The sequence below is a fragment of the Snuella lapsa genome (assembly GCF_039539345.1).
Lineage (GTDB): Bacteria > Bacteroidota > Bacteroidia > Flavobacteriales > Flavobacteriaceae > Snuella > Snuella lapsa.
In genome coordinates, this window is sequence record NZ_BAABCY010000010.1 from 16006 (window position 1) to 41801 (window position 25796).

Consider the following 25796-nt stretch of genomic DNA (forward strand, 5'->3'; position numbering starts at 1 on the left):
TCAAATAAAAAATTAAGAAAATGAAAATTTTAATAAAGTTCTTTGTACTGGTTCTTTTAGTCTCATTAAGTGCATGTAGCGATTTGACCAGTATTAATGAGAATCCGAATAACGTAAGTGAAACGCACCCACAATTATTGTTAACACAAATAGCCCATAGTGCTTTTAGTGTACAAGGGAGAAGTGCTATGTATGCATCCAGAATGATCGTTCAAACCGATGGTGAAAATGCAGAACAGTATTATAGATGGAACCGAGGTGGTTTTGGAGATTACAACAGTCTTCGTAATGTTACAAAAATGCTGGAAGAGGCAAATAGAATAGACAATGACGTTTACAAAGCCATTGCCAAGTTTTTTAGAGCCTATTATTTTTACAAATTAACCTTAACGTTTGGCGATATTCCATATAGCGAAGCGTTGCTAGGTGAATCTTCAGAATTATATAACCCTAAATATGATACTCAAAAAGATGTATTTAAAGGTATTTTAAACGAATTAGCTGAAGCTAACACATTGTTAGAGAGTAATAATGACCTAATCGCGGGAGATATTATTTATGGAGGCAATCCTGCCAAATGGAGAAAGTTGGTAAATTCCTTTAGGTTAAAGGTTTTAATTTCCCTGTCCAAAAAGGAAAATGACACCGATCTTAATGTAAAATCGTCCTTCGCATCAATTTATAACAACCAACCAATATTTGAATCCAACGCAGATAACGGTCAATTGGTCTTTATTGATCAAGACGGAAGCCGATACAATGAGTTTAATTCCAGTAGCTATGGTTCTGGTTTATATATGGATTCAACTTTTGTAAAGAGATTACAAGATAGAAAAGACCCAAGGTTGTTTATTTTTTGCTCCCAAACAAGAAATGCCAAAGAAGCAGGCTTATCAGAAGATGATTTTGATGCCTATGAAGGAGGCGACCCATTAGCACCGTATGCCGAGGTAAACGATAAAGCAGCACAAGGAGATGCCTCAAAAGTTAATCTTCGCTATACCACAGATCCCACAACAGAGCCCCATAATTTACTTAGCTATGCAGAGTTAGAGTTTATTTTGGCTGAAGCTGCTTTAAGGGGATGGATCACCGCTGATGCTAAAATGTTTTATGAAAATGGCGTAAAAGCATCCTTTGCATTCTATAATACCTATGCAAAAGGTTATGAGAGTTATGTGACTCAAGCAGCAGCAGATGCGTATTTGATGGAAAGTTTGGTAGACTTGGATAATGCCTTGACTTCAGATGCAAAGTTAGAACGCGTTATGACCCAAAAGTATTTTACAGCATTCCTGCAATCAGGATGGCGTATGTATTTTGACCAATTAAGAACAGGTTATCCATTTTTTGAACATAATACAGGAGAAATGCCACCGACACGTTGGATTTATCCAGAGAGTGAATATTTGCAGAATTCAGAGAACGTTTCATCTGCCATAACGAGTCAATTTGGAAGTGGTAATGATAAAATTCGAGAAATTCCATGGTGGTTACAATAATAAAAGTATTAAGTTGATTTTAAGACTTTTGAGTTAAGTTAGTTTTTTTTCAATTTTGAATTGCAAGGGTGGAAAGTTTAACTTTACCGCCTTTGCTTTTTTGAAAAAGAAATATAGTAAATTACCTTGGTGTAAGCTTTGGAGTGTTTAAATCTCGATTATCGAGTAAGAAGTGTTGGCTGAGTCAAAATTTTCAATGAATTTTAAAATCATTTCAATAAAAAGCATTAAATAAAGATAAGATGAGTACAAGAAGAGATTTTTTAAAACAAGCAGGAATGTTAACAGGAGGTCTTGGTGTTATGGGAACATTGCCAGCTTCTATTCAACGCGCATTGTCTATTGATCCAGAAGAAGGCAGTAGTTTTGAAGATGCAGAGCATATTGTTTTGCTGATGCAGGAGAACCGATCGTTCGACCATTGTTTCGGATCCTTACAAGGGGTTAGGGGGTTTAATGATCCGAGGGCCATAACATTGCCAAATAAAACCCCAGTTTGGTTACAGTCCAATAAAAAAGGGGAAACCTATGTTCCTTTTCGATTAAACATGAAAGAAACTAAAGCTACTTGGATGGGTGATTTGCCCCATTCTTGGGAAAACCAAGTAGATGCACGAAATAAAGGAAAATATGATAATTGGTTAGAAGCCAAAAAGATGCATCGAAAGGCCTATGAGCATGTGCCTTTAACGATGGGCTACTACAATCGAGAAGATATTCCTTTTTATTATGCCTTTGCCGATGCCTTTACCGTATTCGATCAGCATTTTTGTTCCAGTTTAACAGGGACAACGTCCAATAGGCACTTTTTCTGGTCTGGAGCAATTAGAGAGACACCTACGGCAACACCGTGTGTACGTAACTCTGAGAGCTATTATAATAACGAAGCAAAATGGAAAACATTTCCTGAGCGTTTAGAAGAGCAAGGCGTTTCCTGGCGCGTTTATCAAAATGAAATTAGCCTTCAAACCGAACTGGAAGGAGAAGATGTGTCGCTGTTGGCCAATTTTACAGACAACAATTTAGAATGGTTTTCACAATTTAACGTGCGTTTTAGTAAAAGCCATCAAACCTTTTTAAAAAAGCGCTTTTCCGAACTTCCCGACGAAATCAGTGAATTAGAAAGTAAGATTAAAGAATTGCCCCAACAATCCGTACAGAAGCTGAAAAATAAATTAGAACAGAAAAAGAAGCAACTCATAAAGATAAAGAATGAGTTAGAGGTGTGGAGTCCCGAGAATTATGAAAAGCTAAGCGAGTTTCAAAAGCGTTTACACAAAAGGGCATTTACGACTAATAGTGGTGACCCGTACTACCATGAAACAGAAACTATGACTTTTGATGATAATGGAGAAACGCGTAGCATGAGAGTACCTAAGGGCGATATCCTTCATCAATTTAGGGAAGACGTTAACAAGGGTGAGTTACCAACCGTTTCTTGGCTGGTGGCACCCCAAAAATTTTCCGATCACCCCAGTGCCCCGTGGTTTGGAGCTTGGTACGTGTCTGAAGTATTGGATATTCTTACGAAAAACCCTGAAGTATGGAAAAAAACGATATTTATTCTAACCTACGATGAAAACGATGGTTATTTTGACCATGTTCCACCATTTGTAGCTCCAAATCCAAAGCAGAAGTATAAAGTGTCAGAAGGTATAGATACAACTTCAGAATATGTAACTTTAGAAGAAGAACTCAAAAAGGAAGGAATGAAACCAGAAAATGCTAGGGAGAGTACCGTGGGCTTAGGATACCGAGTTCCTATGGTAGTAGCATCACCTTGGACACGGGGAGGTTGGGTGAATTCTGAAGTATGCGATCTTACCTCTTCCTTGCAGTTTATGGAGACCTTCTTAAAAAAGAAAACAGGAAAGGAACTTAAGGAAACCAATATTAGTAGCTGGCGAAGAACAATAACAAGCGATTTAACATCTGCTTTTAGACCATTTGAAGGCTCAAACTTTAATTTTTCGGAGTTTGTAAACAGAAATGAGTTAATGCAAGATATCTACAAGGCGAGTTTTAAAGCACCTCCGGTAAATTTCAAGCCGTTAACCAAAGAAGAAATGGAACAAGTAAGGAAAGGAAATGAAATGGCTTCCTTTATGCCCAAACAGGAGCCAGGTATAAAAGATTCTTGTGCTTTGCCTTACGAATTGTATATACAGGATACTGTTGACAAAAACGCGGGATCCATACAATTGTCCTTTAAAGCTTCTAATGCTGTTTTTGGTGATAAAGCAGCTGGTGCTCCTTTTAATGTATACGCACCTGGAAATTATTTACAGGAAGATGACACAGGTAAAAAAGACTTCCAACCCGTAAAGACTTGGGCTTTTGCAATAGCAGCCGGGGATATTGTATCCGATACATGGACTTTGGATAGTTTTGAAGATAACAACTACCACTTACGTGTTTATGGACCTAATGGGTTTTATAGAGAGTTTAAAGGGAATCAAGCAGATCCTGAGTTAGCAATTACTTGCCACTATGAAAAATCAGGGAGATTTTTAAAAAAGCTATCCGGGAATGTTGAGTTGGAAATAATTAATAGTTCAGGAGGAGATTATACCATAGAACTTATCGATCACGCATATAATGCTCCCAGAGTAGTACAAAACGTTGCCAGAGGAGCAACAAGTCGAATACTATTGAAGTCTAGCGAGAGTTATGGTTGGTATGATTTTTCAGTGAAGGTAAAGGGCTGTAAAAACTTTGAGAGACGTTTTGCAGGTCGGGTAGAAACAGGTAAAGCATCAAAAACAGATCCATATATGGGACGAGTATAATAATAAATAAAACCCCGAGGATATGCCCCGGGGTTTCCTTTGAAATGGTTATTCTAATGTTTGTAATTGGAATTTAGGATTTATAAATTTAGAAAATAAAGTCTTACCAGAATTTAGGACAGTAGGTTTAGACTGAAAAAAATAATATTGCAATTATAAACAGTAAGTTAAAACTGTTCTTTTTTGTGTTACTGTATTTTTTTATTGAAAATATATATTTTACAGGTTTTTATGGTTGAAAAATTATTATTTGCAATAATTTTAAACCAAACAAGTGGTTTGGGTTAACAATCTCTGAAACGGTTTTATAATAGCATTGATATAAGCAAACAATTGAAGTAAAATAAAGAATAAATTATGAGTGATGATAAGTTAAAAAAAGTTCTTAGCCCTTTAATGTTATGGGGGCTTGGGGTTGGTTATGTAATATCTGGAATGTATTTCGGATGGAATTTAGGATTAGCCGAAGGAGGTACTTACGGTCTGGCCATTGCCACTTTTTTTATTATTATCATGTATGTTACTTTTACCTTTAGTTATACCGAGATGGCTTGTGCCATACCTAAAGCAGGAGGCGCTTTTGAATATGCAAACAAAGGATTGGGAAAACATTTGGGGTTTATAGCAGGAATTGCACAAAACATTGAATTTGTTTTTGCGCCCCCAGCCATAGCAGCCGCCATTGGAGCGTATTTAAACTTGTTGTATCCAACCATAGATCTTATGGTATTTGCCATTGGAGCTTATGTTATTTTTACTGGAATTAACATTTTGGGTGTAAAATTAGCCGCCTCATTTGAGTTGGTCGTTACCATTTTAGCCGTTATCGAACTTTTAATTTTTTCAGGCGTTACATTACCCGAATTCGAATTAAGCAACTTGCAATTAAACCCAATGCCTAATGGCATTTCGGGAGTATTTGCTGCCATTCCATTTGCTATTTGGTTTTTTCTGGCTATCGAGGGAGTAGCCAATGTTGCAGAAGAAGCTGTAAACCCACAACGTAGTGTACTTATTGGTTTTGGATCGGCGATTTTAACCTTAGTGATTTTATGTGTTTTAACTTTTGTTTCCGCAGTAGGTGTTGCAGGGTGGGAAGCTGTGGTGTATCCCGTAGGGAGTACAGTAGCATCCGACTCCCCATTGCCATTGGCCTTATCGAAAATTATAGATAGTGGGCATGTACTTTATAAATTATTAATAGGCATTGGGCTTTTGGGGTTAGTTGCTTCTTTTCATGGAATCATTTTGGCAGGAGGTAGAGCTACTTTCGAATTTGGAAGAGTAGGATACGCACCAAAATTATTAGGTAAAGTACACCATAAATTCAGTACACCAGCAAATTCACTTATCGTTAATATGTTGGTTGGTATAGTCGCTTTAATAACAGGAAAAACAAGTGAAATTATTACCATAGCTTGTTTTGGAGCCTTATTGCTATACATAGTTTCTATGCTGTCCTTTTTTGCTTTACGTAAAAAGAACCCGGAGATGGAACGCCCCTTTAAAGTACCTATGTACCCTTCATTTCCGCTAGTCGCGCTAATTATAGCTACAATTGCACTTATTTCGATGAGCTATTACAACCCAATGATTGCCTTAATATTTATAACAATTGTTGGATTGTCTTATTTATACTTTTTGGTATTCCTTAATAAAAAACATAAGATAGAATAACCTATGGACAAACAAAAAATAATTAAAAGATTAAAAGCAAGCAAGCATAACAAGGTAAAAGTAGCTATTACAGACATTGATGGTGTTCTTAGGGGCAAACTAATGCATGTGGACAAGCTTATTTCTGCATTAGAAAGTGGCTTTGGATTTTGTTCGGTAGTATTTGGTTGGGACGTGGGAGACTTTGCTTATGATAATACTGAGTTAGTAGGCTGGCACACTGGCTATGGTGATTTCGATTCATATCTCGATACCAACACTTTTAGAACAATACCATGGGAAAATGACACACCATTTTTGTTGGGAGACTTTAATAGTGAAGCCGCACAAGATGTACCAGTATGTCCAAGAAGTTTGTTGAAAAAAGTTGTTGCTAAAGCCAATGGCATGGGATATAGTCCTATGTTTTCTCAGGAATTTGAATGGTTTAATTTTAGAGAAACATCACAATCTTTGGATGATAAGAACTTTCAAAATCTAGAAGCATTAACGCCAGGTATGTTTGGGTATTCTGTTCTTAGAATGTCTGAAAACAGCGATTTCTTTCAAGATCTTTTTGAACTTTTAGAGGCATTCGGTGTCCCATTAGAAGGTTTGCATACCGAGACAGGGCCGGGTGTTACCGAGGCTGCTATTCAGTATAGTGATATATTGGAAGCTGCAGATAGAGCGACTTTATTTAAATCCGCAGTAAAAGAAATAGCTTGTAAGCACGGCATTGTATCTAGTTTTATGGCTAAGCAAACAAGTAAATTGCCAGGGTGTAGCGGACATGTACACCAAAGCCTTTGGGATTTGGAAAATAAGAAGAACTTGTTTTTTAACTCAGATGCTTCCGATAGTATGAGTAGTGTAATGAGGAGTTATGTAGCTGGTCAGCTTTATTGCTTACCCTATATCTTACCAATGTTTGCTCCAACTGTAAATAGTTATAAGCGATTGGTAGAGGGAGCTTGGGCACCCACAACCCTTACCTGGGGGCATGATAACAGAACAACAGCATTACGGATTTTGGCAACATCGAGCAAAGCAACCCGTATCGAACATAGGGTAGTTGGATCCGATGTTAATCCGTATTTGGCGATGGCTGCCTGTTTGGCAAGTGGTTTATACGGCATAGAAAAAGGTTTAAAACTCGAAACATCAGAAACTATTGGTAATGGTTATGAAGATTTGAGTAATGGTGTATTGCCAGCAAATTTATTAGAAGCATCCAATAAAATGAAAACCTCAAATATTGCTAATGCGCTTTTTGGAGAGTCTTTCGTAAAGCATTTTACAACGACTAGAGAATGGGAATGGCGACAGTTTTCGGCAGCAGTAACCGATTGGGAAACAAAACGATATTTTGAAATTATTTAATACAAACGATGATAGACATAACAAAAATCTATGGGTTTAACTTTCCAACACCTATTCGATTTGGTGCTGGGGTAATTAATGAATTGGTCGGCTATTTAAAAGCCAATGACCTTAAAAGACCATTGTTGGTAACCGATCCCAATGTGGCAGAATTAGCGTTTTTTAAAAAGATTAAAAACGATATTGAACAAAGCGGACTGAGTGCAGAAGTATTTAAGGATATGCACAAAAATCCAGTTAAATCGGATGTTATTAATGGAGGAGATATTTACCATCAAACCAATAGAGATTGTGTTATAGGCATTGGTGGTGGTGTAGCTTTAGATGTAGCCAGAGCCATTGTTTTGCGAATTAACCATACCAGAGATCTTTTTGATTATGACGATTTAATTGGAGGAGATAAATACGTAACCGAGGAGGTGCCGCACTTTATTACCGTTCCAACCACAGCAGGTACTGGAAGTGAAGTAGGGCGGAGTGCTATTATATCCGAAGATGATTCAAAGAAAAAAAGAATTCTTTTTAGCCCTAAACTAATGGCTAAAATTGTATTTGCAGACCCATTATTAACGATGGAGTTGCCGCCTTTCATTACAGCAGCTACAGGTATGGATGCCTTAACGCATAACTTGGAGGCCTATTTAGCTAAAGGCTTTCACCCAATGTGCGATGGTATAGCATTAGAAGGAATGGCACTCATTGCACAGTCTATAGAAAAAGCAACCCACAAACCAGATGTAGAATCTCGGGCAAAGATGTTGTTGGCCTCACTAATGGGAGCAGTAGCCTTTCAAAAAGGATTAGGGGTTGTACATAGCTTGGCACATCCGTTATCGAGTTTGCTTGACACCCACCACGGTTTGGCTAATGCCGTTAACCTGCCATATGGAATGAAATTCAATTACAATGGATTTGAAGACAGATTTGACAGTATGGGACTGGCTTTAGGATTAGGTAGTGCATCAGGAGATAAAGTGATCGATTATTTGTTTACTATGAATAATAAATTGGAACTACCCACAAAATTAACAGATATAGGAGTTAAACAAACTCATATAGAGACACTTTCAGCTTTAGCCGGAGCCGATTTTTGCCATCCAGCAAACCCAAAGCCTGTAAGTAGGGAAGATTTTAAAAAATTGTACGAAGAAGCATTGTAATGATTAGGTTATGATAAAGATAGGCATATCCTCTTGTTTTATGTATCCAGACAAGAACCGCACTGTTTTTGGTCCAAAGACTTTGAGTTATCTCGAAAATGATATGGCCAACTATGTGACCAGAAAAGGTATCTTACCTATATTGATACCAGATGTTAATGAGGATTATTTAAACGATATTTTGGGCGAAATGGATGGTTTTGTACTTCAAGGAGGTACAGATCTAGCACCCGAAACCTATGGAGAGGATCCTATAGGAATCTGGAATGGAGATGCGTATAGAGATCAATATGAATTAAAGATCTTAGATTATGCCATCAAGAACAAGAAACCCGTATTGGGTATATGTCGGGGCTTTCAGTTAATGAACGTTTATTTTGGAGGTACACTCTTTCAGGACACACTCACACAAAAGACAGATGCCGAAGATCATCGGTCGGCAGAATTGTACGATACAATTAAGCACTCCATACAGTTTGTAAAAGGAGGGTATTTTGATACATTGTACGGACACGAGAAACAACCGCAAGTAAATTCTGTACATCACCAAGCCATAAAAGATTTAGGGAAAGATTTAGACGTTTATGCATTGTCTGAAGACGGACTTATAGAAGCCTTTGGTTATAACAAAGAACCACAAGGTAAGGTAATGGCAGTACAATGGCATCCGGAGTTTTTTCATACCATTAAAGATCATTTGATTGATGCCGATATTTTATACGAGGCTTTTATTCAGCATTTAAAATAGAAATGATAACCTGTTATAACAGAAGCACAATAGTTAAAAGTGTATTTTGTTTTAATATGTAATAATTGAAAAATAATAAGTAGCATTCATGAAATTAACTATAACAAATCCCGCAAACGGAAACACAATAACAGAATTGCAAACAAATACAAAGGAAGATGTACATGCTAAGCTAAATATATTACGACAAGGGCAAAAGGAATGGTTCAAGAAACCATTAAAAGAACGCCTGGATTGCATTGTTAAGTTTGGAGCTTTAATTAAACAAAATAGTGAAACTTTAGCGGTTATTTTGACAGATGAAACAGGTAAACCAATTCAGCAGTCACGTAATGAAATAAACGGTGCGCATAACAGGATAGAACATCTGAGTAAGTATGCTGAACAGTGGCTTGCTGATGAGGTTCTTGTCGATTTTGGAGCCACGCATGAGAAGATAGTCTACGAGCCGCTCGGCGTTATAGCCAATATTTCGGCATGGAATTTTCCATACAATGTAGGGTATAATGTGTTTTTATATGCCTTGGTTGCAGGTAATGCGGTGATGTATAAACCTTCGGAATATGCAGCATTAACAGGTAAACAGTTTGAAAAATATTTGCACCTAGCAGGTGTTCCTGAGAATGTATTTCAATGTGTTATTGGAGATGGTAGTTTAGGACAAGCGCTTTTGGAGGCTCATTTTGATGGCTATTTTTTTACTGGATCCTATGCAACAGGAAAGCATATTGCTAAATCGGTTGCGCATAAGTTGGTGCCGGTACAATTAGAATTAGGCGGGAAAGACCCCCTATTTGTAGCTGATGATGTGTTGGATGTTAAACAAGCTGCCATTAATGCAGCTGAAGGAGCATTTTATAATAACGGGCAAAGCTGTTGTGCTGTAGAACGTATTTATGTGTCCGATAGTATTTACGATGCCTTTGTTAATGCCTTTGTGGAAGAAGTAGCATCCTATAAAATAGGAAATCCTATGCACGATTCTACATTTGTTGGACCGTTAACACGTGGACAACAGATAGAATTTTTAGAAAACCAGGTAAACGATGCTATATCCAAGGGAGCTGTATTAAAATTAGGAGGGCAGGCATTGGATGGAGATGGTAATTATTACGAGCCAACGGTACTCGTTGATTGCAACCATGATATGAATGTTATGGTAGACGAATCATTTGGTCCCATTATAGGCATTCAAAGAGTAGGATCAGATCAGGAGGCTATTACTTTAATGAAGGATACGGAATACGGATTAACAGCAGCGGTGTTTTCATCTAACGAACAACGTGCCATGGATATTTTACAAGATATGAATACGGGCACTGTTTATTGGAACTGCTGTGATAGGGTAAGTCCTAATGTACCTTGGTCTGGAAGAAAAAACTCAGGTTTGGGCAGTACCCTATCCTCACAAGGAATTCGTGCATTTGTACAGCCTAAAGCATATCATTTAAGAGTGTTATAAATAGACGAAACAGTTACAATATTAACCTCATACCATTTTAGTCTAAAATATTGTATTGAGGTTTTTATTGTCTCAAATTTAATTAAAACCATGCACTTTTGTGCATCTATCTTTAGCTTCTAAAAATATCTTACACCACGAATACACTAATATTTTTTACTATAAAGACTGAAAGTATTTGTGTTTTTGTGGTAAAAAGATCTTGAATGAAGAGGACTTTCAGTCCGTAATTAAACCTATGGTACTTTAGGCCATAGTGATTTCGTAATCTACATCTGTTCTAATCTAAAATGAAAGAAGAAACCAATAGTGTATATTACCTAAGGTATTTTATTTGTTTTCTATGCATGCATAATAAATTTAATTATATTTGAAAAAATATAGCAAATATGGAAACAGCTCTTACCCAGTTACTAAGTATTAAGCATCCTATTATTCAAGCTCCCATGTTTTTAGTGTCAAATACAACCATGGTCATAGAGGCGATGAAAAGTGGAATTGCAGGTTGTATTCCAGCATTGAATTATCGGACACTGGACGAATTAAGAGCATCCATTAGAGAACTTAAAGCAGCTAAAGTAGATGGAGGTGCTTATGGTTATAATTTGATAGTTAATAAATCCAATTTGAAATATAGGGAGCAATTAGATCTCATCTGTGAAGAAGGTTGCGACTTTATTATTACCTCTTTGGGAAGTCCAGAAGAAACCATTAAAAAAGCCCATAAAGTAGGAATTAAAGTGTTTTGTGATGTTACCGATTTATTTTATGCCAAAAAGATTGAAGCTTTAGGAGCCGATGCAGCAATAGCTGTAAATAATATGGCTGGAGGACATAGGGGCGATTATTCTCCTAAGGAATTAATTTCACTATTAAAGAATAATTTGAACATTCCCATTATTTCGGCCGGGGGAGTAGGCCGTAAAGAAGATGTAGATGAAATGTTAGGTTATGGAGCAGCCGGTGTATCGGTTGGTAGCCCTTTTATAGCATCAGTAGAAGCCTCGGTTACAAATGAATATAAACAGGCTTGTGTTGATTATGGAGCAGACGATATCGTAATGACAGAACGTATCTCAGGCACACCATGTACGGTTATCAATACGCCATACGTTAAAAAGGTAGGAACCAAGCAAACGTGGATAGAGTCTATTCTTAATAAAAATAGAAAACTAAAAAAATGGGTAAAGATGATTCGGTTTGCCATTGGAATGAATGCCACTAAGCATGCAGCAACCAAAGTAACCTACAAAACAGTTTGGGTGGCGGGACCTAGTATAGAATACACCAATGCCATTTTACCAGTAAAGGATATTGTACAGCGCTTAATAAGCTAATCCATTGATTTTTAATCTATTTCTTTGAATTGAATATATTTCAATGTATTTCAACGGATTTTTTATACATTTAATCTTTTTGTTTATGAATTCCTTTTAATTGTTAAACAAAATTATTATGTTTAATGAAAATTATTAATTGTTAAACAAATAAAACTAATATCATGAGAGCAAAAATGAAAGAAAGTCCCCAATTTAGCATTACGACAAGTTTAAAGATCATTGCAGTTTTAGTGTTATCAGCTATTGTTTTCTCTTGTAGTACTGAAGATACTATTGGTGTTGATCCGGACAATGGTGATATGTCTATAGTGGAAGTATTAAAGAGTTTCAATGTTGCAGATGGCACAACCGCTAAAATGATTAATAGCAAGAATGCCAATGCAGGGAATAAACCTACTTTCAGAACGCTTAGTGTGGCACTCGCCAGAACAGGTTTGGCCGGTACCGTTTCATCCAACATGTTAACGGTATTTGCGCCTAGTGATGCTGCTTTTGCCAAATACGATCTGGATCAAACAAATATTGCATCTGTTCCCAACTTAAAAGAGATTTTACTATACCATGTGTTAGCTGGTAAAATTTACAGCGATCAATTAGCAAATGGTTTCTTTCCAACTTTGAATGAAGCCGCCATACAAGTTGACTTGGAGGATGGTGTTAAAATTAACAATGCCAACGTTGATCTAAATTATATTGATATTAAGGCGAGAAACGGTGTGATCCATGTTATCGATGATATACTTTTTCCTCCTACATCAAATTTGGTGGAGTTGGCCATAGAAAGTTTTGGTATGGAGTCATCCATTGTTAAAGCGGTAATTAAGGCAGGTTTAGCTGGTACCTTGGCAGATGGAGGTCCGTTTACAGTTTTTGTCCCAACAGAACAAGCATTTACAGATTTAATAGCTGAATTGAATGATCCTGCTGTAAGCTCCGTTGACGATCTTCCGGCAGATCTGCTCGGAGCAGTTTTAATGTATCATGTGGTTGAAGGCCGAGTTTTTTCAAGTGATTTATCGAGTGGCCCCATTGAAACTTTAAATGGTACATTCGATCTGGATCTCGGTTCTTTAACGATAACTGATGCTAACAATAGAGAAGCGATGCTTATAGCGGAAGGTTTAAACATTCAAGCTACAAATGGCGTGGTACACTTGATTGATAAAGTGCTCTTGCCCTAAAAACAAGAGGCTATTTAAAATTTATTCTGGTTAAAGGTTAGTTGGTTGGTTATTAAGAAGACCCAGTGCTCAAAAACAGTACCAGGTCTTCTCTTTTATTGGAGTATAGAATTACTGCTATTTAACAGCAATCATGCCAATTTCTACATTTACATTTTTTGGTAGGCGTGCTACCTGAACTGTTTCTCTTGCCGGGGCATTGGTCTCATCGAAAAAACTACCATATACTTCATTTATTTGGGAGAAATCATCCATATTACTAATAAAGATAGATGATTTTATAACATTTTCGAAGGTCATGTCGGCGGCTTCTAAAACAGCTTTCAAATTCGTCATAACCTGCCTTGTTTCCGTTATAATATCGTCCAGAACAAGTGTTCCCGTATTAGGATCTAGTGCTATTTGACCCGATGTATATAATGTATTGCCACTTAAAACAGCTTGACTGTATGGCCCAATAGGTGCCGGGGCGCCGGAGGTGGTAATAATTTTTTTCATAGTTTATGGTTTTTTTGCTTGTATTGGCATATCGTACATTAATAAAGGTATTATTAAGACACGCCTTTATAGTATTATGTTTTATAATCGTTGATCTGGTTGCTTGCGTTTCTCATACTTTAAATCCTTTAAGATACTCGATTTAATACCAATAAAGAAATTCCAGGAAGATCTGCTGCTAAAAGGTATCCAACTAAAATTCATGCGCCAACTTAACAGGTCGCGTTCAAAGCGTAATTGTGTATAGGTGAAACCAGCATTTTTAAGATCGTAACCAGAAGAAGCACCAATAGACCATTTGGGGGATAATTCGATGTCACCCGAGAACATAAGCGAATGCGAAGATATTTCATTTTGGCGCCTAGAGTTGGAATAATTAACCGCATAAGCAAGGCGCAAACTCCAGGGAATAGGACTGTTATATAGCGCACTAGGTTTTTCTTCTTCCTTATCCTCTTCATTAAACTGGTTATTGGCAAAATCTTCAGAAACACCAAACATATCATCGTCACGGCCACCACTTCTTAAGTTTTCTTCAATACCTCTTGATTTTTTATCTTTCTTATCACCTTTTTTACTAGAAATAGACCAACTAGTCGTTAAGTTCGCACTAGTTAACCTAAAGAGGCTTCCTCCATTATCAATATTGAATTTATCAATACGGTTATTGTTATTGTCAAGAGCATAAGGATCTAATGTAGCACCAAAGTTAACACTCATTTTGTTGTTAAAGAGCTGTGTGCCACCACTCATTCTAACTGGGCTCCACTGTAGAGAATCTCCAGCAAAATTATAGGATGTAGCAAAGTTCAAGTTGTTAAGGATGGTAATCTTTTTAGGCTTTGTAGCAGTACTGTCCTTGTCACGAACTTTAGCTTCAATATTGTTTGAAACCGAAATTCCCATAGAGCTGGAAAAATTTTTATTGGGGGTTCCAAATACACCCCTTTCAAATCGACTATAATCAACATCGCTGGTAGTAAGTCCATCTGCGCTTATAACCTCATAACTGTCGTAATACTTGTCGAAGGCCGGGTTAATGTTATAACTTATTGAAGGTCTTATAACATGTCTTATAGCCTGTATCTTTCGGTCTTTTCCTTCCTTTTGAAAATCGAACATCCCATAAATGGTCGTTCCTAAACTAGTACTAAAGTTGTAAGTTCTAAACGAATCAAAACCATTAACATCTTCAATAACTTCTTTTCTTTCAATTGGATCAAAGGACTTGCTGATGGTTTTAAAGGTCCAAACCTCATTATAGTTTGTGCTGGCACTTAAACTAAAGTATTTAAATAGCTTAAAGTTAGTGCTTAAAGGTATGCTATGTTGAAACCCAGCTCTGGCATCATCGAACATTTCTTTTTTAAAGAAAAGCGAGTCGGTTGTTTGTATTCTGTTTTCTCCCCTTACATTGTACTGGAGGTTAATATTTTGAATAATACCCTTTTTTGAACCAGTTTTTGAAGCGAAAGGGTACATCCTGCCAACACTTCCTTGAAACGTTGGGAGCGTCATGTTTATTTGTTCCGTATTTGTGTTTTGGGAGTGGGTTGCCGTTAGGCTAAAGTTAACTTGAGGTTCTCCGTGAAAAGTTTTTGAATACGACACAGAAGACGATAATGTGTTATTTAAAAAAGCTCCTGTATTAATTTGGTTAATGGACGAACGATAATAAGTACTACTACCTAAGTTAACCGATGCCGAAAACCGTGAGTTCGGATTGGATTTTGAATCCTGGCTATGTGACCATCGTATGTTGTAAATTGTATTTTTTGAGTAATCAGGGAACCCACGTTCACTGTTTATTAAATTCTCATAGCGAAAACCAATATTACCCCTAAATTTATAACGCTTGGAATAGGTGCTTTCCATACGCATACCATAACTCCCATTGGTATAGTAGTCTCCCAAAACTGCCAAATCTATATAGTCGCTAATAGCAAAATAATATCCGCCGTTTTGTAAAAAATAACCTCGGTCGTTTTGTTCTCCAAAACTCGGAATAATGACACCAGAAGTATGTTTCTCCGTTTGGGGAAAAAAGCCAAAAGGTAGGCCTAAAGGTGTTGGTACATCATAGAAAAACAAATTAGCCAATCCAGTTACTATTTTTTTTCCAGGAACAATTTTGGCCTTCCTTAGTTTAATATAATACTCGGGGTCTTCTAGATCTTCGGCTGTCGTATACTTGGCATTTTTTAAAAAATAAACAGAATCGTTTTCTTTTTTTGTAACGTTGGCTATTACCGTACCCTCACCCTGTTCGGTTTTAGAATTATAAATAAGCGCTTTTTGCGATTTCGTATTAAAGACTATGGAGTCTGGTTCTACCACATTACTGCCTTGCGTGAAAACTGGAGCTTGCGTATAAGTGCCAACAGTATCTACAATACCTTTTGCATACACGGTATTGGTATTGTAATCTACAATAATGCTTCCAGCCTTAATGTTCATGTCGCCATAATCAATAACCGCTTCGTTGTACAGATAAAGCTTATGCTGCTTTTGGTTGAATTTATTGGTATCTATGGCACTGTATTTTACAATATGCTCGAGCAGTTCTTTTTTAGGTTTAACAGAGTCGGTGAGAACCGAATCCTGGGCCCTTTCACTAAGCTGTGGTGTAAGTAAACTATCTGCTTTTACGATCTTTACATCTTTAACGATAGGCTTGATAGAATCTTTCTTAGTTTGAATGTCTTGGGCGAAGCTTAACGTGTTAATAAACACTGTAAAACTTAATGCAAAAAGTATTTTAAAGTTGTTTGTGTGCAACGCTTTTAAATGTATTTTTGTAAAAGAATGGCTCGGTTTTTGAAAAGCCAAAATTACATATATTTTTCTGGGATTGATTTATTATTTAACGAAAAATTTAAAATTAAAATAAACCTGTCTTTTAAATCGTTAAAAACTTTTATGGAATATCCTTTTTTAAAACAGTTGTTCATTAATTTGGAGCTTTTATAAACTAATAATAGTTATGTTATACCTCATCAAAACGCATAAAGTATTACGTTTCGTATCTGTAATGTCATTATTAATATGTATATTTTTTATGGATGTTAGTTATGGACAAGGAGGCGATAAGTTTATTGTTGTATTAGATGCAGGCCATGGAGGAGATGATCCTGGAAATTTAGGAAATGGTTATAAAGAAAAAGACATAGCCCTAAACATTGTTTTGGAGGTTGGTAAGCAGTTAGAGAAAACTTCAGGAATAAAAGTAGTTTATACACGTAAAACCGATGTGTTTATAGGATTGAAAGATAGAGGTAAAATTGCCAATAAAGCAAATGCCGATTTGTTTGTCTCTGTACATTGTAATGCACACGGATCTCAAGCTCATGGAACCGAGACATTTGTTTTGGGGACACATAGGAATCAAACAAATTTTGAAGTGGCCAAACGGGAAAACTCGGTGATTTTTTTAGAAGATAACTATGAGGAAAATTATGGAGGTTTCGATCCTAATTCTCCCGAATCTGTAATGAGCATAGTATTAAGCCAAGAAGAGTTTTTAGATCAAAGTATTATGTTGGCTGGTTTGATCCAAAAAAAGTTTACAGAAAAGTTGAAACGAAAAAATAGAGGTGTTAAACAGGCAGGGTTTGTGGTTTTGCACCAAACTGTTATGCCGAGTGTTTTGGTAGAAACGGGTTTTTTAACATATAAAAAAGAAGGAAGTTACCTAAACTCAAAAAAGGGACAAACAGAAATTTCTACATCTATAACCAAAGCTGTTTTAGAATATAAAAAGACTTTGGACATTAATATTGGAGATGTAGTTTTCCTTGAAGAAGAAGAAACAAGAGAGACAGAATTGCCCAACGAAATTCTGAGGGATATTGTTTTTAAAGTACAAATAGCAACAGGGTCGAAAGCATTAGTACCCAAAGCCTATAATTTTAAGGGATTGCAGGATATATCTCGTGTTAAGGAAGGCAATTTGTATAAATATTATTATGGGGAAACTTCCGATTACAATAAAACAAAAACCTTGTTAGAAGCTGCAAAAAAGAAAGGCTATGTTTCAAGTTTTGTTGTCGCTTTTAAAAATGGTAAAAAAGTAGCATTAACCGAAGCGATAAAAACAGCTACAAATTAGACTTATTCTTGTTAAAATTATTTTAAATTTGTGGCTTAAACATATGTATTTTGAAAATATCAAAAGAAGTTAAAACCGGCGTATTAGTATTATTGGGCATTCTCCTTTTCATTTTTGGATTTAATTATTTAAAAGGCCAAAATTTACTCGGCTCATCACGGACTTATTTGGTTGTTTATGATAATGTAGAAGGCTTAACAGCTTCGGCTCCAGTTACCATTAATGGATTAACTGTTGGAAAGATTACCGAAATAACCTTTAAAGGAGATGGTTCTGGAAAGCTTCAGGTAACATTAATGATCGATAGTGAGTTTCAGTTTTCTAAAAATAGTAAGGCAGAGCTCTATGAAACAGGATTAATAGGTGGTAAAGCCATTGCTATTGTCCCAACATTTGACGGTGCCGAAAATGCTAAAAGCGGATCGTATTTAGAAGGGACCATGAAAGCAGGTTTAACGGAGTTGGTTAACCAACGATTAACACCGCTTCAAGAAAAAATAGAACGGGTTATGGCAAGTACAGATGTGCTGTTAGCCAATTTAAATGATGTTTTTGATGAAGAGACTAAAGAAGGCTTAAAAGTAGGTATAGCGGGTTTAAGTGAGGTGATAACTAATTTTAAGGCAACATCAAAGTCTATAGATAGGCTTGTTATAAGCAGTGAAGATAAATTGAAAAGCACCCTGTCTAATGTAGATAGCATCTCAGGCAATTTGTCGAAAGTTACAGAAGCTTTGGCAGATGCCGACTTGAAACAAATTACAAATAATTTAGAAACGACCCTCAAAAATTTCGATACCATATTGGCTGGTTTAGAAAAAGGTGAAGGCTCTATGGGCAAGCTGTTAAAGGATGAAGCTTTATATAATAACCTTACCGGGGCAACAAAAGAAATGAAAGCACTTTTAGAAGATATTAAGTTGCACCCTAAGCGTTATTTTAGGATTTTGTCAAAAAAAGAAATCCCTTATACAGCGCCAAAAACCAATTAATTGATCATGGAATATTTGCCGAATATTTTTTTCCTAATTGTACTCATTATAGGTATAGGTTACTTTACAAAAAATGTAAAAAAACTTATTAGAAATATTAAATTAGGAAAAGAAGTAGATGTTAGCGATAACAAACCGCAACGTTGGAAAAACATGATAAATGTAGCGTTGGGACAAGGAAAAATGGTACGTCGCCCTGTTGCTGGTATTTTGCATATTGTTGTTTACGTAGGTTTTATAATTATTAATATTGAAGTTTTAGAAATTATCATAGATGGTGTCCTCGGGACCCATCGTGTTTTTTCAGATTTAGGACGGTTTTATGGGATTTTAATAGCCTCTTTCGAAATATTGGCCGTTCTCGTTTTAGTCGCTGTTATTGTTTTTTGGATACGAAGAAATGGTATTAAGCTACGACGCTTCTGGAGTTCAGAAATGACTAGTTGGCCAAAGCAGGATGCTAATTATATCTTGTATTTCGAAATGGTTTTGATGTGTTTGTTCTTAATTATGAATGCTACCGATGTAATGTTTCAAGAAGCAAATTCCGGTAATATTATAAGCCAGTTTATTGCGCCTTGGTTTAGCGGGTTTTCAGAAAGTACAGTGCACCTAATAGAACGAAGTGCTTGGTGGTTGCACATTATAGGGATTTTGGTATTCTTAAATTATTTATATTTCTCTAAACATTTACATATTTTGCTGGCATTTCCTAATACCTATTATGGAAAGTTAACGCCAAAGGGGCAATTCAATAATTTAGATGCCGTAACCAAAGAGGTAAAGATGATGATGGATCCCAATGTCGATCCATTTGCAGTTCCCGAAGAAGGAGAAGATAGTGGTGAGCCAGATAAATTTGGTGCCAGTGATGTACAGGATTTAAGTTGGGTACAATTGTTAAGTGCGTATACCTGTACCGAGTGTGGGCGCTGTACAAGCGAGTGCCCGGCAAACTTAACAGGTAAAAAGTTATCGCCTCGAAAAATCATGATGGATACCCGGGACCGATTGGAAGAAGTCGGTAGGAACATCGACGCCAATAATGGTCAATTTAAAGAAGATGGAAAACAGTTGTTGGGAGATTATATTTCAACAGAAGAACTTTGGGCATGTACAACATGTAATGCTTGTGTAGAAGCTTGTCCAGTAAGTATAGACCCATTATCAATTATTTTAGAAATGCGCCGTTATTTGGTTATGGAGCAAAGTGCAGCACCAACAGAACTAAATAACATGATGACAAATATCGAAAATAACGGAGCACCCTGGCCCTATAACCAAATGGATAGGTTAAAGTGGAAAGACGAATAACAATAATTTGGGCGTTACCCTAACGGGTCGGGCTTTCGGCAGTCGCTCTCTATGAGTAGCTCCAACAATGCCTTAATCCCTAACGCAAAACCAAAAAATATATACTCACGACATGAGCGAAACGTTAAAAGTGCCAACTATGGCAGAATGTATGGCCGAAGGCAGAAAGCCAGAAATTTTATTCTGGGTAGGATCGGCAGGAAGCTACGACGATAGAGCTAAAAAGATAACCAAAGCTTTCGTTAAAATCCTTAATAAAGCAAATGTCGATTTTGCAGTTTTGGGAACAGAAGAGAGTTGTACGGGCGATGTGGCTAAACGTGCAGGGAACGAATTTTTGTTCCAAATGCAGGCAGTAAGCAATATAGAAGTATTAAATGCTTATGAGGTGAAGAATATTGTAACCGCCTGTCCCCACTCGTATAATACTTTAAAAAATGAATATCCAGAATTGGGTGGTCATTATCAAGTGCAACATCATACCCAATTTATTAATGAATTAATAAAGACGGGACGCTTAAAGGTTAAAGGAGATAATGCACTTAAGGGAAAACGTATCACGTTTCACGATCCTTGCTATTTAGGACGTGCAAATAATGTATATGAGGCGCCAAGAGAACTATTGAAAACCTTGGGGGTGCAATTGGTAGAAATGAAACGTAATAAACAAACAGCTTTATGCTGTGGGGCAGGAGGTGCACAAATGTTTAAAGAGCCCGAAAAAGGAGATAAAGATGTTAATGTGTTACGAACTGAAGATGCCCTGGAAACAAAGTCGGGTATAATTGCGACAGGTTGTCCATATTGTAATACCATGATGACTGATGGCGTAAAAGCTAAAGAGAAAGAAGCCGAAATCACGGTTATGGATATTGCTGAGTTAATTGCTAATGCTCAAGATGTATAAATGTAATCCTTGGAGGAGCGTAACGAAGCAGTTTTTAGTTTAATAGTTATTTATAAACATGTTAGTAGATTTTAATACATTACCAGAAGAATCACGTGTTTGGATTTACCAAGCCAATAGATCATTTACAGATAGTGAAATAGAGGAGATAAGTGCTAAAGTGGAGCAGTTTATCGAAAACTGGACAGCACATGGAGGAGATTTGAAAGTAGGTTACCTTATTGAATACAAGCGATTTATTGTTTTAGGTCTTAATCAAAACTTGAATAAGGCTACAGGGTGTTCTATCGATGCCTCTGTTCATTTTATTCAACAATTGGAAAAAGACTATAATGTGGACTTAATGGACAAAATGAATGTATCCTATAAACAAGGACAATTCATAGCTTATAAATCACTTACCGATTTTAAAAAAATGGCAAAAGACAAAGCAGTTTCTAAAAACACTATAGTCTTTAATAATTTGGTAACTAACATTGCAGAATTTAAAAACAATTGGGAAGTGCCAGCAAGTGACAGTTGGCATAGTAGGTTTTTAAAGTAAACCGAAGGGTTTTCTTATAGATTTTAAATCTATCTTAAAGTTTTTTTATCTTTTTTTTAAAAGTGTTATTTTGGCATGATTATTACGGCTAAAATCTGTCGTATCCAATTACTGTTTAAAATTTACGCGAAGTAGTATTTCTTGTTGTAAGTTTAAGGGGTAAGGGTATTTAAACTTGTTTAAGCGAGTTATAACGTAATTAATCCATATCTATGCGTCAAATCTATATTTTAATACTTTTTATAGCTGTTAACTTTTCTTCTTTTTCTCAAGGAGGTTTAAACCCCTTATTGGCAGAAAATGAAGAATTACAGAAAAAATGGGTAGATAGTGTATATAATACAATGAGCCTGTCTGAAAAAGTCGGTCAATTGTATATGGTTCAAGTGATGTCTAATCAAGATGCAGCTACCAAAAATAAAATCAAGGCATTAATTAAAGAACACCATATTGGAGGTATAATCTATTCGCTTGGCGGACCTGTTAAGCAGGCTAAATTAAATAATCAATTACAAGCACTTTCTAAATTGCCTTTGCTTGTAGGCATGGATGCAGAGTGGGGCTTAAGTATGCGATTGGACTCCACATACGCTTTCCCTTGGAATATGACGTTGGGGGCTATTAAGGATAATAAGTTAATAGAACAGACAGGTAGGCAAATAGGGGAGCACTGCAAACGTTTGGGGGTGCATTTTAATTTTGCACCAGTGGCCGATATCAATACCAATCCATTAAACCCAATTATAGGGAACCGTTCCTTCGGAGAAGATAGAGATAATGTTACCGATAAAGCACTTGCTTTTATGAAAGGGATGCAAGATGCTGGCGTGTTGGCCAATGCTAAGCACTTTCCTGGTCATGGAGATACCGATCAAGACTCGCATAAAACCTTACCAACTATTGGTTTTGATGAAAAGAGAATAGATTCCATAGAGTTGTATCCTTATAAAAAGCTTATAAATGAAGGCTTGTCCAGTGTAATGGTAGCACATTTAAATGTGCCTAGTTTAGAACCACGATCAGGCTATCCGTCATCCTTATCCAAGCATATCGTTACCGATATCCTTAAACAACGATTAAAGTTTCAAGGACTCATTTTTACCGATGCATTAACGATGAAAGGAGCTTCTAATTTTAGCGAATCTGGAGATATTGATTTGGCAGCATTTATGGCAGGTAACGACGTTATGCTAATGTCGGAAGATGTTGGTATTGGCATTAGTAAAATAGTTGAAGCATACAATCAAGGTACTATTTCTGAAGAGCGTTTGGCACATTCGGTTAAAAAAGTTTTAAATGCTAAATACAAAGTAGGCTTATACAATTACAAGCCTACAGAGACCTCTAATTTGGTAGCAGATTTAAATAGGGTTAAAGATGATGTTTTGTATGAGCGACTCATGGAGCACGCTGTAACATTGGTTAAGAACAAGAATAGTGTATTGCCGTTGCAAGACCTTGAAACAAAAGCAATAGCTTATGTTAAATTGGGAGATGATAGTGGTTCGACATTTTTTAAAGAACTAAAAAAGTATGCTAAAGTTCATGAAATTAAGGCCGATAAGCTCAACGAACTTATGAATAAATTGCAACCATACAATACGGTTGTTGTAGGGTTTCATCGCTCGAACGCTAGTCCGTGGAAAGGCTATAAATTTACAAACCAGGAATTGGTGTGGTTATACGAATTGGCGAGAACACATCGTGTTATTTTAGATGTTTTTGTCAAACCATATGCTCTTCTCGATATAAAAACAATTGAGAATATTGAAAGTATTGTCGTTAGTTACCAAAATAGTACTATTGCACAGCAAAAATCTGCACAACTCATTTTTGGGGCTATCCCATCAAAAGGTAACTTGCCTGTTTCTGCTGGACCCTTTTTTAAGGCTGGCGATGGTATAGCGATTAATGCTATTAAAAGATTGAGTTACGGACTCCCAGAACAGGTTGGTATGAGTTCAGAAAAACTTAAGAAAATAGATTCAGTGGCCAAATATGCCATAAAGAAAAAAATGACTCCCGGGATTCAACTATTGGTGGCGAGAAAGGGAAAAGTAATTTACAATAAGAATTTTGGAAAACATACTTATGCAGGAAAGGAAAAAGTAGGTTTTGACGATTTATACGACGTGGCTTCCTTAACAAAAATATTGGCAACGTTGCCTTTGCTAATGGAACTTGAAGAGCTGGGTGAAGTTTCCTTGGATACGAAGCTTTCAGAGATTTTGCCAGAGTATGCAGACTCAAATAAAGCCAATGTAACCATTAAAAGTATGTTGTCCCATTACGCCAGATTGCAACCCTGGATTCCTTTCTATTATGCAACATTAGACTCAGTTTCCAAGAAGCCCAGTCAAGAGTATTATAGAACTTCCTACAGCGATGAATTTAATATTGAGGTAGCCAAAGATCTGTATCTAAAAAGAGACTACCAAGATACAATTCAAAAGATCATTAAGGATACAGATTTATTGGGGCGATTAAGGTACCGTTACAGTGACCTTCCATATTATATCCTGAAAAAGTTTATTGAGAATTATTACGATAGAACGCTCGATTTTCTTGCTCAGGAGCATTTTTATAAGCCCTTAGGAGCAAATTATACAATGTATAATCCCTATCATAAAATAAGTAGTAAAAAGATAGCTCCAACAGAAGAGGACGATTATTACAGACATCAAAAAGTACATGGCTATGTACATGATATGGGAGCGGCTATGCAGGATGGAATTGGGGGACACGCCGGGGTTTTTAGTAATGCTAACGACGTGGCCAAGATCATGCAAATGTATTTGCAAAAAGGGTTTTATGGAGGAAAACGCTACTTAAAGCCAGAGACTATCGATAAGTTTAATACATGTTATTATTGTGATGACCACAATAGACGTGGCGTTGGTTTTGATAAGCCCCAGTTGGAAGAAGAAGGCCCCACTTGTGGTTGTGTGTCTATGACCAGTTTTGGACATTCTGGATTTACAGGTACCTATGCATGGGCCGATCCAGATTATGAAATCGTATATGTTTTTCTTGCTAACAGAACCTATCCTAATGTAGGTAAAAACTTGTTGTTAAGAGAAAACATTAGAACAGAAATACAGCGTTTAATTTACGAAGCTATAGAAGATTAATTTATTCGAGATAGAGTAAGTTTTAGGCTAAAAGTGCTACAAATAGTCAAGTTGATCGCATATCAATTAAAATTAGTGTAGCACAAAAGAGAAAAAGATTGAATTAACTAAAATTTAAACTTGTGAAACGAACATTAATAAATTTTAAGCATTCTTTCACAAAAGGAAATATTTAAAATTTTTAATGTGAGAACGTAGCGGTTGCATACGTTCTCAATTTTATAATTTACTTATTATTAAACAGTTATCAAAATTTAAACGAATGAAACCCTCATTACGTTGCAAAATAATTTTAGAGGAATCCGTCACAAAAGGGTATGAATAAGTAAAGAAAAAAATCCGTCTATTTGATAAAACAAACAAAAACAGACGGATTATGAGACAAGACACCGTTGCCTTCGAGCAAGTAGTATCCCGTGGATGTGGGATGGACGTCCACAAAGAGATTGTAGTAGTGACCATCCAGAGTAAAGGTATAAAAACGCTGACAAAAAGTTTCCATACCTATACAAGTTCTTTGATAAAATTGAGAGATTGGTTAAAAAAGCACAAGGTTAGCCACATAGCCATGGAAAGTACAGGCGTGTATTGGAAGCCTATCTACAATGTTCTGGGGGATGATTTTGAGATTTTGTTGGTCAATGCCCGACATGTAAAAAACGTACCGGGGCACAAGACCGACAAGAAAGACAGCAAATGGCTCTGTAAGTTATTGTTGAGCGGCTTGTTAAAAGGCAGCTACGTTCCCGAACGCAAGATTCGTGAGCTTCGGGACTTGACACGCTACAGGAAAAAACTGGTCCAAATGGTAAGTTCGGAGAAGAACCGTTTCCAAAAGATATTGGAAGATGCCAATATTAAACTGTCCGTTGTGCTGACAGATACGTTCTGCAAAACAGGGTTGAAAATGCTCAATGTTATTGTAAATGAGCAAAATTATAATCCCAAGCAACTGTTAAGTATGGTACATGGCCGGGTAAAAGCAAATCGCAAGGACATAGAAGAAGCCTTGACAGGCTATGTCACAGACCACCACCGTTTAATGTTAAGGGTGATCTGGGATAATATGGCACGTTTGGAG

Annotated in this window: 18 protein-coding genes; 16 read left to right on the forward strand and 2 right to left on the reverse strand. The window is 36.5% G+C overall.

All coding sequences use genetic code 11. The features are described 5' to 3' along the window. Positions 1 to 20 precede the first annotated feature (20 nt). From ABD792_RS01340 to ABD792_RS01380, 9 genes are all read left to right on the forward strand, one after another. Positions 21 to 1502, forward strand: coding sequence for a SusD/RagB family nutrient-binding outer membrane lipoprotein (locus ABD792_RS01340; protein WP_345003913.1), 1482 nt, complete (start codon positions 21 to 23; stop codon positions 1500 to 1502). A 242-nt stretch (positions 1503 to 1744) separates the two neighbouring features. After that, positions 1745 to 4291: a phosphocholine-specific phospholipase C gene (locus ABD792_RS01345; RefSeq protein ID WP_345003914.1), complete on the forward strand. Its 2547-nt coding sequence runs from the start codon at positions 1745 to 1747 to the stop codon at positions 4289 to 4291. A gap of 357 nt (positions 4292 to 4648) precedes the next feature. Next, on the forward strand, positions 4649 to 5968 hold the full coding sequence (gene eat / locus ABD792_RS01350) for an ethanolamine permease (RefSeq protein WP_345003915.1): 1320 nt from the start codon (positions 4649 to 4651) through the stop codon (positions 5966 to 5968). A 3-nt stretch (positions 5969 to 5971) separates the two neighbouring features. After that, positions 5972 to 7330, forward strand: coding sequence for a glutamine synthetase family protein (locus ABD792_RS01355; protein ID WP_345003916.1), 1359 nt, complete (start codon positions 5972 to 5974; stop codon positions 7328 to 7330). 8 nt (positions 7331 to 7338) lie between these two features. Beyond that, complete coding sequence (locus ABD792_RS01360; RefSeq protein WP_345003917.1) at positions 7339 to 8490, forward strand: iron-containing alcohol dehydrogenase; 1152 nt, start codon at positions 7339 to 7341, stop codon at positions 8488 to 8490. Positions 8491 to 8500: 10 nt separating this feature from the next. After that, on the forward strand, positions 8501 to 9238 hold the full coding sequence (locus tag ABD792_RS01365) for a gamma-glutamyl-gamma-aminobutyrate hydrolase family protein (RefSeq protein WP_345003918.1): 738 nt from the start codon (positions 8501 to 8503) through the stop codon (positions 9236 to 9238). Between the two features lie 88 nt (positions 9239 to 9326). Beyond that, complete coding sequence (locus tag ABD792_RS01370) at positions 9327 to 10700, forward strand: aldehyde dehydrogenase family protein (RefSeq protein WP_345003919.1); 1374 nt, start codon at positions 9327 to 9329, stop codon at positions 10698 to 10700. Between the two features lie 389 nt (positions 10701 to 11089). Further along, positions 11090 to 12037: an NAD(P)H-dependent flavin oxidoreductase gene (locus ABD792_RS01375; protein WP_345003920.1), complete on the forward strand. Its 948-nt coding sequence runs from the start codon at positions 11090 to 11092 to the stop codon at positions 12035 to 12037. A 164-nt stretch (positions 12038 to 12201) separates the two neighbouring features. Continuing rightward, positions 12202 to 13221 carry a fasciclin domain-containing protein gene (locus tag ABD792_RS01380; protein ID WP_345003921.1) on the forward strand — a complete coding sequence of 340 codons (1020 nt, stop codon included), beginning with the start codon at positions 12202 to 12204 and terminating at the stop codon, positions 13219 to 13221. Between the two features lie 117 nt (positions 13222 to 13338). Here ABD792_RS01380 and ABD792_RS01385 read toward each other — a convergent pair whose 3' ends face one another. Continuing rightward, complete coding sequence (locus ABD792_RS01385) at positions 13339 to 13719, reverse strand: RidA family protein (RefSeq protein WP_345003922.1); 381 nt, start codon at positions 13717 to 13719, stop codon at positions 13339 to 13341. A gap of 81 nt (positions 13720 to 13800) precedes the next feature. Next, positions 13801 to 16548 (reverse strand): putative LPS assembly protein LptD, encoded by a 2748-nt coding sequence (locus tag ABD792_RS01390; RefSeq protein ID WP_345003923.1) that lies wholly within the window; start codon positions 16546 to 16548, stop codon positions 13801 to 13803. A 202-nt stretch (positions 16549 to 16750) separates the two neighbouring features. Between ABD792_RS01390 and ABD792_RS01395 the strand changes: the two genes are divergently transcribed. The 7 genes from ABD792_RS01395 to ABD792_RS01425 all read left to right on the forward strand — a co-directional run. Beyond that, positions 16751 to 17827 (forward strand): N-acetylmuramoyl-L-alanine amidase family protein, encoded by a 1077-nt coding sequence (locus ABD792_RS01395; RefSeq protein ID WP_425568095.1) that lies wholly within the window; start codon positions 16751 to 16753, stop codon positions 17825 to 17827. 50 nt (positions 17828 to 17877) lie between these two features. Further along, positions 17878 to 18819, forward strand: a complete 942-nt coding sequence (locus tag ABD792_RS01400; RefSeq protein WP_345003925.1) for an MlaD family protein — start codon at positions 17878 to 17880, stop codon at positions 18817 to 18819. Positions 18820 to 18825: 6 nt separating this feature from the next. Then, the gene (locus ABD792_RS01405; protein WP_345003926.1) at positions 18826 to 20133 is read left to right on the forward strand and encodes a 4Fe-4S dicluster domain-containing protein; all 1308 of its coding nucleotides are present in this window, start codon (positions 18826 to 18828) and stop codon (positions 20131 to 20133) included. 112 nt (positions 20134 to 20245) lie between these two features. Then, positions 20246 to 21040: a (Fe-S)-binding protein gene (locus tag ABD792_RS01410; protein ID WP_345003927.1), complete on the forward strand. Its 795-nt coding sequence runs from the start codon at positions 20246 to 20248 to the stop codon at positions 21038 to 21040. 58 nt (positions 21041 to 21098) lie between these two features. Then, positions 21099 to 21584 carry an ABC transporter ATPase gene (locus tag ABD792_RS01415; protein WP_345003928.1) on the forward strand — a complete coding sequence of 162 codons (486 nt, stop codon included), beginning with the start codon at positions 21099 to 21101 and terminating at the stop codon, positions 21582 to 21584. Positions 21585 to 21796: 212 nt separating this feature from the next. Beyond that, entirely contained in the window at positions 21797 to 24715 is a 2919-nt protein-coding gene (locus tag ABD792_RS01420) for a serine hydrolase domain-containing protein (protein ID WP_345003929.1), read from the forward strand. A gap of 376 nt (positions 24716 to 25091) precedes the next feature. After that, the coding region (locus ABD792_RS01425; RefSeq protein WP_345003931.1) for an IS110 family RNA-guided transposase at positions 25092 to 25796 on the forward strand (705 nt) is incomplete at its 3' end.